The organism is Synechococcus sp. ATX 2A4 (genome assembly GCF_024346375.1).
Lineage (GTDB): Bacteria > Cyanobacteriota > Cyanobacteriia > PCC-6307 > Cyanobiaceae > MW101C3.
Map to the genome: position 1 here is coordinate 144,730 of NZ_JAGQCV010000004.1, position 13,249 is coordinate 157,978.

12 protein-coding genes and 2 tRNA genes are annotated in these 13,249 nt (G+C 69.1%); 5 read left to right on the plus strand and 9 right to left on the minus strand.

The window, feature by feature from the left end; all coding sequences use genetic code 11:
• Nucleotides 1-137: 137 nt before the first annotated feature.
• From KBY97_RS05250 to KBY97_RS05275, 6 genes are all read right to left on the minus strand, one after another.
• Entirely contained in the window at nucleotides 138-1,103 is a 966-nt protein-coding gene (locus KBY97_RS05250; protein ID WP_255145623.1) for an amidohydrolase family protein, read from the minus strand.
• 68 nt (nucleotides 1,104-1,171) lie between these two features.
• The gene (gene trpC, locus KBY97_RS05255; RefSeq protein WP_255145624.1) at nucleotides 1,172-2,080 is read right to left on the minus strand and encodes an indole-3-glycerol phosphate synthase TrpC; all 909 of its coding nucleotides are present in this window, start codon (nucleotides 2,078-2,080) and stop codon (nucleotides 1,172-1,174) included.
• Between the two features lie 67 nt (nucleotides 2,081-2,147).
• A complete protein-coding gene (gene lpdA / locus KBY97_RS05260; RefSeq protein ID WP_255145625.1) occupies nucleotides 2,148-3,596 on the minus strand; it encodes a dihydrolipoyl dehydrogenase in 1,449 nt (482 codons plus the stop codon).
• An 11-nt stretch (nucleotides 3,597-3,607) separates the two neighbouring features.
• Nucleotides 3,608-4,525: an RNA methyltransferase gene (locus tag KBY97_RS05265; protein WP_255145626.1), complete on the minus strand. Its 918-nt coding sequence runs from the start codon at nucleotides 4,523-4,525 to the stop codon at nucleotides 3,608-3,610.
• 64 nt (nucleotides 4,526-4,589) lie between these two features.
• Nucleotides 4,590-4,838: a hypothetical protein gene (locus KBY97_RS05270; protein WP_255145627.1), complete on the minus strand. Its 249-nt coding sequence runs from the start codon at nucleotides 4,836-4,838 to the stop codon at nucleotides 4,590-4,592.
• A gap of 73 nt (nucleotides 4,839-4,911) precedes the next feature.
• Nucleotides 4,912-4,995: transfer RNA gene (locus KBY97_RS05275), tRNA-Leu, on the minus strand.
• A 170-nt stretch (nucleotides 4,996-5,165) separates the two neighbouring features.
• Here KBY97_RS05275 and murA point away from each other — a divergent pair.
• The 5 genes from murA (at nucleotide 5,166) to KBY97_RS05300 (ending at nucleotide 9,937) form a co-directional block, all read left to right on the plus strand.
• Entirely contained in the window at nucleotides 5,166-6,467 is a 1,302-nt protein-coding gene (gene murA / locus KBY97_RS05280; RefSeq protein ID WP_255145628.1) for a UDP-N-acetylglucosamine 1-carboxyvinyltransferase, read from the plus strand.
• Nucleotides 6,468-6,538: 71 nt separating this feature from the next.
• Nucleotides 6,539-6,620: transfer RNA gene (locus KBY97_RS05285), tRNA-Leu, on the plus strand.
• 85 nt (nucleotides 6,621-6,705) lie between these two features.
• A complete protein-coding gene (locus KBY97_RS05290) occupies nucleotides 6,706-7,893 on the plus strand; it encodes an aspartate aminotransferase family protein (RefSeq protein WP_255145732.1) in 1,188 nt (395 codons plus the stop codon).
• Between the two features lie 83 nt (nucleotides 7,894-7,976).
• Entirely contained in the window at nucleotides 7,977-9,236 is a 1,260-nt protein-coding gene (locus KBY97_RS05295; RefSeq protein ID WP_255145629.1) for a folylpolyglutamate synthase/dihydrofolate synthase family protein, read from the plus strand.
• A gap of 176 nt (nucleotides 9,237-9,412) precedes the next feature.
• Nucleotides 9,413-9,937 (plus strand): pentapeptide repeat-containing protein, encoded by a 525-nt coding sequence (locus KBY97_RS05300; RefSeq protein WP_399217354.1) that lies wholly within the window; start codon nucleotides 9,413-9,415, stop codon nucleotides 9,935-9,937.
• A 47-nt stretch (nucleotides 9,938-9,984) separates the two neighbouring features.
• On the opposite strand, the gene KBY97_RS05305 is transcribed toward KBY97_RS05300, so the two are convergent.
• Genes KBY97_RS05305 through KBY97_RS05315 form a run of 3 tightly spaced genes read right to left on the minus strand, consistent with a single transcriptional unit; the run spans nucleotide 9,985 to nucleotide 13,244 of the window.
• The gene (locus tag KBY97_RS05305; RefSeq protein ID WP_255145630.1) at nucleotides 9,985-11,424 is read right to left on the minus strand and encodes an FAD-binding oxidoreductase; all 1,440 of its coding nucleotides are present in this window, start codon (nucleotides 11,422-11,424) and stop codon (nucleotides 9,985-9,987) included.
• Nucleotides 11,425-11,475: 51 nt separating this feature from the next.
• Nucleotides 11,476-12,786, minus strand: coding sequence for an amidohydrolase family protein (locus KBY97_RS05310; protein ID WP_315857143.1), 1,311 nt, complete (start codon nucleotides 12,784-12,786; stop codon nucleotides 11,476-11,478).
• Nucleotides 12,783-13,244, minus strand: coding sequence for a DUF4359 domain-containing protein (locus KBY97_RS05315; RefSeq protein WP_255145631.1), 462 nt, complete (start codon nucleotides 13,242-13,244; stop codon nucleotides 12,783-12,785). Before KBY97_RS05315 ends, KBY97_RS05310 begins: the two co-directional genes overlap by 4 nt.
• Nucleotides 13,245-13,249 lie beyond the last annotated feature (5 nt).

Genomic DNA, 13,249 nt, shown 5'->3' on the forward strand with positions numbered 1-13,249 from the left:
CCCCGGGATCCACTCCATCAAGCTTTGGTTCACTGCACCCCGCCTTTGGCGGGGTTTTTTATGACCCAGTCAGCCAGGTGTTTGGGGAGCACCAGAAGCACACACCCTGCCCCCTGGCCTGGTCAAGCCTCAGCTGTTCATCCCAGGCGCAGCACGCGCTGTGCATTGCTGCGGCACACCTTGATCCGCTGAGCTTCAGAGATGGCGGCGTTCTCGATCCAATCAGAAGCCAGCTGAATGTCCTCGTAGGGGTAATCGGTGGAAAACATCACCGCGTGATCGCCCATGGCTTCAAGGGCACAGCGCAGGGGTGCATCTGCGCACACCCCAGAGGTTGTCACCGTGAGATGACGCTTCAACGTTTCCGAGGGGGGCTGGCTCAAGGAGCGACCGAGGGTTGTCACAGCTGCACGGCTGTCTAGCCGCCAGAGCATGTACGGCAGGGTTTCTCCCATGTGGCCAAGAATCAGCCGCGCCCGAGGATGGCGCTCAAGCACCCGGGCGAAGACCAGGCGGAGCATGTGAGTGGCGGTGTCACAGGTCCAGCTCCAGACGGCACCCTCCAGTTCAGGATGGCCGCGGAAGGCCTGGCTGTGCTCGCTGACCAGGCCTGGGTGCAAATAAAGCGGCACATCAAGCTGCTCAAGTGTGTGCCAGAAGGGGGCGAATTGGGGCTCGTCCAGGTAGGCGCCGTTGGTGGCGCCATTGATCAGAACCCCAACAAAGCCAAGCTCCAGAACACAACGCTTGAGCTCATTGCAGGCGGCCTCCACATTCTGTAAAGCCAGGCAAGCGAAGCCCCGAAAACGGGCAGGGGCCAGTTCCAGGCGTGTGTGCAGGAAATCATTCACGCGCTGGGCAAGTTCCACCGCAAGGGCTGCATCCTCCATGGCTTGCACGCCAGGTGCGGTCTGAGAGAGCACGGCGATGGAGATCCCGGCGCGGTCCATGGCCAGGAGGCGCTGTTCGGCGAATTCCGGCAAGGCCGCTTCGATGCTGCCAAGCACCTGGGGATCGAAGAACGCCACGTCGTTGATCGATGGCTGGAGGTCTGGACCGCTGAAGTGCTCTTCCAGGGCGATCTTGTTGATGATGCTCGGCATCGGGGTCAGTGATGGCCCACCACTCTGAACGCAGCAACAAGCCTTTCAGCCGGCGCGGCCAGCCGCCATCAACCGCTGATCAGCTGTTCCAGCGCGGCGGTTACATCCGGCTGACGCATCAGCGCTTCCCCCACCAGCACCGCATCGGCGCCAGCGCTCTGCACCCGGTCCAGGTCGTCGCGGCTGAACAGCCCCGACTCGCTCACCAGCAGCGCCCCCCGTTGCCGCAGCTGATCGCCGCAACGGGCCATCAGCTGCTCGGTGGTGGCGAGGTCGGTGTGGAAGCTGGTGAGGTCGCGGTTGTTGATGCCGATCAGGATGTGGGCCGCCGTGCTCGGCTCCGACCAGAGGGGAAGGCGCAGCATCCGCTCCAGCTCTTCGGTGTCGTGCACCTCCACCAGCACGGCCAGCCCCAGGGCCCGGGCCACCTTGATCAGGTACACCACGTCCTGGTCGGTGAGGATCGCCGCGATCAGCAGTGCCGCATCGGCGCCGGCGGCGCGTGCCTGGTGCAGCTGGTAGGGGGAAAGGATGAATTCCTTGCAGAGCAGGGGCAGATCCACCACCTGGCGCACCTCCACCAACACCTCGAAGCCGCCCTGGAAAAAGCTCTTGTCGGTGAGCACCGACAGGCAGCTCGCACCACCAGCGGCATACCCCCTGGCAATGGCCACGGGATCGAAATCAGCGCGGATCACACCTTTGCTGGGGCTGGCTTTCTTGATCTCGGCGATCACCGCGGGCTTGCGGCAGCTGGCCCGCAACGCGGCCACGAAATCACGGGTGGGGGGAAGGTCGCGGAGCTGGCACTGCAGGGTTTCCAGCGGCACCCGCTCCCTGGCGGCGGCCACCTCGCGGTCTTTCTCCCAGACAATCTGCTCGAGGATGTGCTGGGGCTCCTGCTCGGGGTGGGGAATGCCGAACTGAAGATGGGCCACCTTCACCGGCGGATTGGGTGGACGGCGGCGAATCTCCAAAGCCCCACGGCAACAGGAACTGATCGTAGGGGCCGCCGCTGACACCCTTTGCAGCTCGGGCAGCACCTCAGGCCACAGCGGCGGCGGCCTGCTTGTACGCCACTTCCACCACCTCGCTGAGGGTGGGGTGGGTGTGCACTTCGGTGGCGAGCTCCCCCACCCGCTGGCGGCGGGCCACGGCATTGGCCACCTCCTGAATCAGGTCGGCGGCGTGCAATCCGTAGATGTGCGCGCCCAGCACCTCGCCGGTGTCCTTGCGGAACAGCAGCTTCATCAGCCCATCGCTTTCGAGTTCCGCCAGGGCCTTGGAGTTGGCCTTGAAGTAGCTGCGCACGCTGCCCAGTTCAAATCCCTCGGCCGCCGCCAGCGCCTTGGCGTCGGCTTCGCTCAGGCCCACCGAGCTGATCTCGGGATGGGTGAAGGTGGCAGCCGGGATCGAGCGGTAGTCGATCGCACGGGTGTGGCCAAGGATGTTGTCCACTGCCACGGTGCCCTGGGCGGCGGCGGTGTGGGCGAGCATCATCTTTCCGGTCACGTCGCCCACAGCCCAGAGATGGGGAACGGGCGTCTCGCCCGCCAGCACCTGGAGTTGATCGTTCACGGGGATGAAGCCCCGGTTGGTCTCCACGCCCACGCTGGCCAGGTGTAGATCCTTGCTCACCGGCACCCGCCCGGTGGCCACCAGCACCGCATCCACCTCCAGCACCTCCACCAGCTCCTTGGTGGCCATGGCCGCCAGCTCGATCCGCACCGGCGACCCCGGGGTCACCTTGCGGGCCAGCAGGCCGGCGCGGGTGTCGATGTCACGGCTGTCGATCAGGTGGCGGGCGGCGATCTTGGCGATGTCGGGGTCGAAGGTGGGCATCACCCGATCGAGCGCCTCAATCATCGTGACTTCGCACCCCAGCGCTGTGTAGACATCAGCGAATTCCAGGCCGATGTAGCCGCTGCCAACGATCGCGATCCAGCGGGGCAGCCACTCCAGGCTGATCGCCTCGTCGCTGGTGAACACCGTGCGTCCATCGGTTTCGATCCCGGGCGGCACAAAGGGATCCGAGCCGGTGGCCACGATCACATCGCCGGCGGTGAACACCTGTTCCACCCCGCTGCTCTGGCGCACCGCCACCCGTTGATGCCCATCAAGGCGTCCCTTGCCGCGCAGGATCACGGCCCCTGACCGCTCCAGGGTCTTGGTGAGATTGGCGCGGATCGTGGCCACCAGCTGATTGGCGTGATCGGCGATCTTCTGGCGCTCGAAGCGCACCGGCGCGGCATGGATGCCAAAGCCTTGCAGGTGCTTGGCATCCGCCAGCTCCCGTACCCGGCCACTGGCGGCCAGCAGCGCCTTCGAGGGCACGCAGCCCCGGTTAACGCAGGTGCCGCCCATGTCGCGCGATTCGATGATCGCCGTGCGCAGGCCATGGTCAGCCGCATGCTTGGCCGCATCGAAGCCGCCATAGCCGGCGCCGATCACGATCACGTCGTAGTCGAAGGAAGAGGCGCTGCTGTCGCTCACCGGGGCGTGTCTCAGGGAGTGATCGGCATTCTCTCCTGTTGCTGGCGCCAGCGCTCCAGCAACAGGGGCCCCGCCGCCACGGCCACATTGAGGGATTCCACGGCGGCGCTGTGGGGAATCGTGACCCGGTGGCTGCAGCAGGCGAGCAGGTCGGAGCTCAGCCCCGCCCCCTCATTGCCCAGCAGCAGCACCGTCGGCAGCGTCCAGTTGAGCTGCCAGTAGGGGATCACAGCGGTGCTGGCTGTGGTGGCGGGGCCGCTGCGGGCCCTCACGGTGGTGGCCACCACCTGGGCCCCTTGCGCGCGGGCCTGCTGCAGGCGTGGTGCCAGCCCCTCCAGCCGCTCAAGCGGCAGGGTGAGGGCCGCGCCGGCGGAGGCACGCACCACCTTCGGCTGCCAGGGGTCGGCGCCACCGGCCAGCCAGAGCGCCTCCACGCCGGCCGCCAGCGCCGTGCGCATCAAGGTGCCCAGGTTGCCCGGATCCTGCAGTTGCTCCAGGGCCAGCACGAAGCCCAGGGCTGCCGGAGCGGCGGGGCGTGGCAGGGGCAGGCTCAACACCACCCCATCGGGATGCTGGGTGGTGGCCGCGGCCGCCAGCACCGCCTCATCCACCGGCTGCAGCACCGCCGCCATGGCTGGATGCTGCCGCAGCAGGGTTTGATGCGCTTCGATCCAGGCGGGTGTGGCGAGCAGCTCATCCGCCGCCAGGCCGAGGCTGGCGGCTTCCTCGATCAGGTGGGTGCCCTCCAGCAGCACGCGCCCCTGATCGCGCCGTCCACGGGCTTCATGCAGGGCGCGAAAGCGGCCCACCACCGGGTTGCGCCGGCTGGTGATCAGCGGCCGGAGGAACGCCGCTGGCTCGCGCGGCTCAAGGGGCTGGCAGTCGTCGGCAGGTCGGCTTGGCTCACCTGATCGGCTTGGCTCGCCCATTGGGCTGCGTTCATTGGCTGGCGGTGGTCCGCCTGGCTGAAGGGGCTGGCCGGACTGGGGACGTTCAGAAGACCTGATGTTTTCTGACATGCATGGAATCCTTCATCACCAGTTCGGTGGCATGAAGATCCATCCCTTTGACCGCCGCCACCTCGCCGCGGATGCCTTCCTCGCGCAGGTTCTCGACAAGCTTCTGCAGCACAATGTCTTCGACAGTGGTCTCGTCGAAGCTGTCGGGGGTAAGGCGTTCAAGAAAGCGCCCGATCTTCCCTGCCACGACCTCGGAAGAGTTGCTGATCTTGAGGACGATCATGGAAACGGGAGCGAGAAGGTGGAGAACCCTGGTTGGAGGTTCCTACAGAACAAGCGGAGCTGGATAAAAAAGATGCGGATGGGGAGACTTGAACTCCCACGACATTGCTGCCACTAGTACCTGAAACTAGCGCGTCTACCAATTCCGCCACATCCGCTGGCGCGCCGCCGCAGCGACTGAGCAACCCTAGATCATCGTCTGCGCCACTGGGCAGCGGGTCGCGCGGCACCCCACGGGGTGCTGCGGAAGACAGTTCTGGGGGCGGACGGCTAGACGGTGCGCCTCTGAATTGTCAAGATGCCGGGACTATCGGTTCTGCAAATAACCATGACCGTGACAGCCGCCGTGGCGCCCCAGTTGATGGTCAATCCACGCCTGGAGATCCTCGGCGGGCACCGTCTTTCCGGTGAGCTGCGCGTGAGCGGTGCCAAGAATTCCGCCTTGGTGCTGATGGCCGCCTGCCTGCTCAGCACCCAACCCCTGCGCCTGCGCAACATCCCTCCCCTCACCGACATCGCGGCGATGGGCGAAATCCTGGGCGCGTTCGGCGTGAAGGTGGAACGCGGTGCCGACTGGATCGAGCTCGATGGCGCCCATCTCACCCACTCCACCGCCCCCTACGAACTGGTCAACAGCCTGCGGGCCAGCTTCTTCTGCATCGGCCCCCTGCTGGCCCGCCTCGGTGTGGCGAAGATTCCCCTCCCCGGTGGCTGCCAGATCGGTTCTCGCCCGGTGATCGAGCACGTGCGGGGCCTCAAGGCGCTCGGCGCCCAGGTCACCATTGATCACGGTGTGGTGTCGGCCGTGGTGCCCGGCCGCGGCCACCGGCTCCATGGCGGCCATATCCACCTGGAGTGCCCCAGCGTCGGCGCCACCGAAACACTGATGATGGCCGCGGCTCTGGCCGATGGCGAAACGGTGATCCACAACGCCGCCCTCGAACCTGAGGTGGTGGATCTGGCTAGTCTGCTGATCGCCATGGGGGGCAAGGTGCGAGGCGCTGGCACCCCGACGATCACGATCGTCGGGGTTGAGCGGCTGCATGGCGCTGACTACGCCGTGATTCCCGATCGCATCGAGGCCGGTACCTTCCTGCTGGCCGCGGCGATCACGCGCTCTGAGCTGCGGGTCGCCCCGCTGATTCCCGACCATCTCGGTGCCGTGCTCAGCAAGCTGGAGGAAGCCGGCTGTTCGCTTGAAGCCGACGGCATCGGCATGACCATCCGTGCCGACCGGATTGAGGCTCTCGACCTGCGCACCCAGCCATTCCCTGGCTTCCCCACCGATCTGCAGGCCCCGTTCATGAGCCTGCTGGCCACGGCCTCGGGCACGAGCATGGTCGTCGAGACGATCTTTGAAAACCGCCTTCAGCACGTGGCTGAACTGCAGCGCATGGGGGCCTCGATCCGCATGCAGGGCAACACGGCCTTCGTGGAGGGGGTGGCCCGGCTCAGCGGCGCTCCCGTGCAGGGCACCGATCTGCGCGCCTCCGCGGCCATGGTGCTGGCGGGCCTGGCCGCCGATGGCACCACCAGCGTGCAGGGTCTGGAGTTCCTCGACCGCGGCTACGCCGACCTGGAAGGGAAGCTCAACAGCGTTGGCGCGGTGATCCGCCGGGTGCATGGCTGAGCGAAGAGCTGGGCGGTTGGCCGCTGTCGGGGCGAAGGGCTGACTCCCTCGTCCCCGTAGAGTCGCTCTGCGGGAGCGTGCCGGAATTGGTAGACGGACTCGACTCAAAATCGAGCGCCTTCGGGCATGTGGGTTCGAGTCCCACCGCTCCCATCCCTCCAGCTTCAGCCCCATGCCCGTAGAGATCGCCGCTCCGCCCCGGCCCGCTCCCACGCTGGCGCTGGTGCCCGATCCGGTGATGGACACCTACGCCCGCTTCCCGCTGGAGCTGGCAAAGGGAAAGGGGGTGTGGGTGACGGACAGCGCCGGGCGCCGCTACCTCGACTGCGTCGCCGGCATCGCCACCTGCACCCTCGGCCACAGCGACCGCGTGATGCGCAAGGCGCTGTCCCGGCAACTGGGCCGCCTGCAGCATGTGTCCAACCTCTACCGGATTCCCGAGCAGGAGGAGCTGGCCGCCTGGATCACCAGCCGCAGCTGCACCGATCGGGTGTTCTTCTGCAATTCCGGCGCCGAGGCCAACGAGGCGGCCATCAAGCTGGCCCGCAAGCACGGCCACACCGTGCGGGGGATCGAGCGTCCCATCATCCTCACGGCCCAGGCCAGCTTCCATGGCCGCACCCTGGCGGCGGTGAGCGCCACCGGCCAACCGAAGTACCACCACGGCTTCGAGCCCATGGTGGAAGGCTTCCGCTTCTTTCCTTACAACGACATCGCCGCGTTCGAAGCGCTGCTGGCGGCCTGCGAGGCCGGCGGCCCCCGCGTTGCCGCCGTGCTGATCGAGCCGCTGCAGGGCGAAGGGGGCGTGAACCCCGGGGATCCCGCCTTCTTCCGCCGCCTGCGGGAGCTCTGCGACCAGTACGGAATCCTGCTGATCTTCGATGAGGTGCAGATCGGCGTGGGCCGCAGCGGCGCCCTCTGGGGCTACCAGCAGCTCGGCGTGGAGCCCGACGCGATCACCCTCGCCAAGGGTCTTGGCGGTGGCATCCCGATCGGAGCCCTGGCTGTGAAGCGCGCAGTGGATCACTTCCGACCGGGCGACCACGCCAGCACCTTCGGTGGCAATCCCTTCGCCTGTCGTGCTGCCCTCACGGTGGTGAAGGAGCTGGAGCGGCGCGCCCTGGTGCCGCACGTGCAGGCCATGGGCGCGTTGCTGCAGTCGCTGCTCGGGGAGCTGGTGGCCCGGCGCCCCCACCAGCTCGAGGGTGTGAGGGGCTGGGGCCTGCTGCAGGGTCTGGTGCTCAAAGCCGATGGTGAGCTGCTGGCGCCGGCGATTGCCCTGCGGGCGATTGAATCCGGCCTGCTGGTGGTGCCCGCTGGCCCGCGCGTGGTGCGTTTCGTGCCGCCGCTGGTGATCCGGCCCAAGCACCTGCGCCTGGCGGTCAGCCGCCTCGAGCACACCATCGACGCCTTGGCTGGCGCCTGAAGCTGCCGAGCTCCTCCGTCTCCCACCGGCTTCCGCCCATCGACGACTTCGCCGATCTGATAGCACCGTTCAGCCGCCGTGGGGTGGACCTGGGGCTCGTGCGGCTGCAGGCGGCGCTGGCAGAGCTGGGCCATCCCGAGCGCCGCTTCGCCGCCGTGCAGGTGGCTGGCACCAATGGCAAGGGCTCAATCTGCGTGCTGCTCCACGCCGCGCTTCAGGCCGCCGGCCACCGCTGCGGGCTCTACACCTCGCCCCATCTGGTGAGCTGGTGCGAGCGCATCCAGCTGGGGGCCGGGCCCATCGCTCCCGACCAGCTGCGGCACCTGCTGAGTGCCCTGCAGCCGCTGGCGCGGCGCCACGATCTCACCCCGTTCGAGCTGGTCACGGCGGCAGCCTTCGTGGCCTTCGCGGAAGCCGGCATGGAGATCGTGGTGCTGGAGGTGGGGCTGGGGGGCCGGCTGGATGCCACCACGGTCCATCCCGATCGCCGCGTGCTGGGATTCGCCAGCATCGGCCTCGACCATGCCGAATTCCTCGGCAACAGCGAGGCGGCGATCGCCGCTGAAAAGGCCGGTGTGTTGCACGGGGCCGCCGCGGCCGTATCTGGGCCCCAGCGGCCCGATGTGACGGCCGTGCTGGAGCAACGGGCGCAGCAGTCGGGTTGCGCGCTCCGCTGGGTGAGCCCGCTGGAGCAGCAGGGGGAGGAGCTGGTGGCGGGCCCGCTGCGCTGGCGCCATGGCCTGCCCGGTGACGTGCAGCGCACCAATGCGGCGGTGGCGCTGGAAATGCTCCAGGTGCTGCGCCGCCAGGGCTGGCGCCTCCCCGATGCGGCAATCAGCGAGGGCTTTGCCGCCGCCCGCTGGCCAGGCCGCCGCCAGCGGGCCCGCTGGCGGCGGCTGCCCCTGCTGCTGGATGGGGCCCACAACCTGCCAGCGGCCCAGGCGCTGCGGGCCGAACTCGACCGTGGTGGCGGCGGTGAGCCGGCACCGCCCCAGCTCTGGGTGATGGGCATGCTGGCCAACAAGCAGGGTGCGGAGATGGTGCGCGCCCTGCTGGCCCCCGCGGATCGTTGCTGGCTGGTGCCCGTTCCCGGCCACGCCTGCTGGGGTGCCGCTGAACTGCGCAGCGCCTGCCCCGAGCGGGCCGCTGCCCTGCTGGCCGCCGCCAGCCTGGAGGAGGGGCTGGCGGCGGCGGCCACCGCCTGGGAGGCCGTGCCTGGGGCGCCGCCGGTGGTGGTGGCGGGCTCGCTCTACCTGTTGGGCAGCCTGCTGGCGGCCGGCACGCTGGACCTGGCCCCCGGGGCAGGGGAGAGTGAGGACGGCACCTCCGGGCTGAAGCGATGACAGCGGCGCATACAGATGCAGTGGTTCATACAGATGCAGTGGTTCATACAGATGCAGTGGTCCATACAGATGCAATGGTGCAAGCAGAGGCAGTGGAAGTGGCCGCGCTGCCTGGACGGCGCTCGCGCGGCTGGCTGGCGGGGTTGGCGGCAACGGCACGAGTGGTGGCTCCGGCCGTGCTGCTGCTGGGGGTACTGCTGACCCAGCTGCTGGGGGTGGCCCTGGGGCCGCTGCCGGCCCTGGCGCTCGACACCTCCGCTGGGGTGGGCCTGCAGGAGCGCGCCCTGTTTCAAGACCGGGTCGATTACACGCTTACCAACCAGAGCGGCGTGGATTTCAGTGGCCAGCAACTCGCCAACACCTCTTTTGCCGGCGCGGTTGGGCGGGATGCTGATTTCTCAGGCGCCGATCTGCGCGGCTCGATCCTCACCCAGGGCGTGTTTTCGCGCTCCGATTTCCATGGCGCCGATCTCTCCGACGCCCTGATGGACCGTGCCGATTTCAGTGAAACCGATCTGCGCGACGCCCTGCTGCGCGGGGTGATCGCCGCCGGCAGCAGCTTCAGCGGTGCACAGATCGACAACGCCGACTTCACCGATGCCCTGCTGGACCGCGCCGATCAGCGCGCCCTCTGTCAGCGGGCCAGCGGCACCCACCCGCTCACCGGCATCAGCACCCGGGCCAGCCTGGAGTGCAGCTGAGCGTTGCCGCCAACAGCCGGCTGGCCGCCTGAATGTCGGGGTGGCGATCAGCCGCGGCACGTCCAGCCGCGCAGCTTGCCCGGGTTGAGCAGCCCCGCCGGGTCATAGGCGATCTTGGCCGCCACCTGGTCGGCATCGATCACCCCCAGCCCCCCGTCTTCCACCGTGAGGATGTGGGGGTTGAAGAGCAGGGCGCCCAGATCTCTGGCCTGCTCCATCAACGCCTGCAGTGCCGCCCGATCCCGCCAGCGCACCAGGGGAATCGCCGCCAGGCGCTGCTGGCCCTGCTGACGCACGCCCTCCAGGTGCCAGAGCAGGTCGTCACCCCAGCGCTGCTTCAAGGCGGCCAGCGCCGGTGCTTCCGGCTGGGGCAGCAGCATCTGCAGGTAGGTCCAGCCCTTGTCCTGGGCTCGCAGATGCAGGGTGGTGTGGTTCCAGGTGAGTTCGCGCAGGGGCAGTCCGCGGCTGTCCCCTTCCGCCGCCTGCCACACCAGCGCTCCGCCGAGTTGATCCAGCAGCGGCATCAGGGCCGGCAGCGCCTGGGGGGCGGCCAGCAGCAGCAGCCGGTGGCCGCACGCCGCCGGGCAGCCGCCGGGCACGGGGAGCTGGCGGGCGGCGGGGGCCTCCAGCAGACAGAGCTCCTGCAACACCAGGGCGGTGCAGGGCAGCAGCCTGGCGGCTGCGAGGGCCGCATCCCAGCTAGAGAAATCGACCACCAGCTGCTGCCAGGCCTCAGCGGCGGCGGTGGGCACGCTGACCGCCGTGAGGATGCCGTTGGTGCCGTAGGCATGGTTGAGCGGCCGGCTGCCGGAGGCATCGAGCTGCAGCAGCCGCGGTTCTGGCTCCACCGTCACGATTTCCAGACCCAGCAGGTTGCCGGGATCCCGCAGGAACCCCCAACGCAGCGAACCGATGCCGCCGGATCCTCCGGCGATGAAGCCCCCCAGCGTGGCGCTGCGGGAGGTGCTGGGGGTGAGCCGCAGGGCGCGGCCGTGGGCCGCCAGCTGACGGTCGAGGTCGCCCAGCAGGCAGCCCGCCTCGGCGGTGAGCACGCCGCTGGCCGGATCGAAGCGCCGCAGCTGCCGCAGGCCGCTGAGATCGAGCACCACGCCACCGGCCAGCGGCACGCACTGGCCGTAATTGCCGGTGCCGGCGCCCCGCACCGTGAGCGGCACCTGCTGCTGGGCGCAGGCCGCCGCCACCTGCTGCACATGCCCCAGCGCCGTGGCCTTCACCACCAGCTGGGCACGGTGACCGCTCAGCAGCGGCGTCAGCACTGGCGAATAGGTGAAGAAGTCGTGGGAGAGCTTCTCAAGCTCGCTGCCCGGCCCCACCAGCTCCGCTGCGCCGCCGCTGCCCTGGCCAGCGCCGGCGCGGAGCTGCCGGGCCACCCCCTCAATGCGCTCAGCGCTCACGGGAGCGGGCAGGCCGGCGGGAAGTGCCACAGGGAGCAGCTCGACCGGTGCGCTGGCAGGGGAGGGGGTCAAGGGCAACGGGGCGGTGGTTTCACACTCGCAGACGTTCAGGCTGGCAGGTTTTCAGGCTGGCAGGGCTTCGAGCAGTTGCTGCAGTGGGGGCGGGGCCGGGGCCGGCAACCAGCGCCCCGCCCGCAGCACCCGCCGCGGCACAGGCCGGGCCAGCAGGTCGCTCCAGCCGGCGGCGCCCAGCAGGAGCAGATCAGCGGGCGCCCCTGGTCGCACCACCCCGTCCCAGGCCAACCCCATCAGGCGGCTGGCAGCGGTGGTGAAGGGCATCAGGCCCTGGCGCTGCCATGGGGCCAGGTGGGCGGCCGGCATGGAGAAGCGCAGCAGCTCCAGGGGATCGAAGTCTCCGCCCGGGTACCAGGGATCCTGCACGTTGTCTCCCCCCACCGCCACCGTCACCCCGGCGCGCTGCAGCTGGCGGATCGGCGCCAGCGGGCGTTGGGCGGGGGTGTTTCCGTTGTGGTGTCCCAGCAGCCAGAGGTTGGTGGTCGGCAGCGCCACCACCGCAAGCCCCGCTTCAGCCATGGCATCAGCCAGGGGCAGCAGGCGGCGAAGCGGCAACTGGGACATGCTGCAGCTGTGGCTGCAGCACACCGGCACACCAATACGGTGCTCGATCATGAGGCGGGCGGCCAGGGCCACCCCGGCGCCGCCGCCATCGGCGCTTTCGTCGATGTGAAGATCCACGCCGCAACCCAGGCCATCGGCCAGGCGCAGCAGGGCCCGCAGGCCTTCGCCATCGGCGCCGTCGGGGGGGAAGGGGGCGCCCAGCACGCCGCCCAGCAGCACCCCACCGGCCGCGGCAGCGCCCTCACCCCGGCGGCCCAGCAGCTCACGCGCCAACTGCTCACCAGCGGCGGTGGCCCAGTGGCGTACGGGCACCAGCGCCACCAGTTGCAGGGGCATCCGCTCTGCCCACGCCTGCTGCAGATCCAGCAGGGCCTCCCAACTCACCTCGGCGCCGGGACCCAGGCTGTCCACGTGGCTGCGCACGGCCCGCAGGCCGTGGCGCCAGCCCTGCGCAAGGGCCCGTTCACCGCGCGCGCGCACCTGTTCCACGCTGCGTTCGAGGTGTTCGCGCTGGTTGGCGGCCAGGGCCCCCGCCATGGTTCCGGTCAAGTTGGGATGGCGCTCCCAGCTGAAGGCCTTGTCGAGGTGGGCGTGGGGCTCCAGCAGGGGGGTCAGGGCGAGCGGCAGCTGCGCCTCGGCTGTGGCGGGATAGGGCTTGATCGTGGTGAAGCGCCCTTCGGCGTGCTCCAGTTCGACGGCCACCAGGCCGTCGGCATCGGCGGCCGGCAGGTGGACGGCGCCTGGATCCAGAAGGCAGCGCGGCAGCCGCATGGGCGGCAGGAGGGTGGTGCTCACGGTCGGGCGTCGCTGGTGGCGCCACCGGCGTCCCCCTCTCTCCCGTCCTTCGAGGTGGAGAGGATCACGAACTGCCCGGCGCCGGCAAAGGTGGTGACCTGGTAACGGGGAATGCGCAGGAACGGCAGCACCTCCTGACCGCCGAGCGCTGTCTTGTACAGGCTGAAGATCCCGAAGTTGTGCCGCGTTGTGCCCTGCCGGGCCAGGGCGCCGAGCACCTGCGACTGGCTGCGAATCAGTTCCGGGCAGTTCTGTACCACCAGCCGTAAGGGCATCGGCAGTCCGTCCTCGCCGCAGACCTCTTCCACTGCCAGTTCCACCAGCTGATCGCCGGCGAAGTTTTCGAAGTCGTTCGGCGGCGGGTTCGTGAGCGAGAGGCCCAGGGCGGCGCCGCCGAGGCCAGCCGCTCCGGCCAGCAGCGGCCAGAGGCGCGAGGCGGATGGGGGCGCGGCGGGCAAGGGGC

What these genes read in the sequence shown, in the direction of transcription:
- KBY97_RS05250 (WP_255145623.1), bottom strand. Translation starts at nt 1,103, where the DNA reads ATGCCGAGCATCATCAACAAGATCGCCCTGGAAGAGCACTTCAGCGGT.
- KBY97_RS05265 (WP_255145626.1), bottom strand. Translation starts at nt 4,525, where the DNA reads ATGGGCGAGCCAAGCCGATCAGGTGAGCCAAGCCGACCTGCCGACGAC.
- KBY97_RS05270 (WP_255145627.1), bottom strand. Translation starts at nt 4,838, where the DNA reads ATGATCGTCCTCAAGATCAGCAACTCTTCCGAGGTCGTGGCAGGGAAG.
- murA (WP_255145628.1), top strand. Translation starts at nt 5,166, where the DNA reads ATGACCGTGACAGCCGCCGTGGCGCCCCAGTTGATGGTCAATCCACGC.
- KBY97_RS05290 (WP_255145732.1), top strand. Translation starts at nt 6,706, where the DNA reads ATGGACACCTACGCCCGCTTCCCGCTGGAGCTGGCAAAGGGAAAGGGG.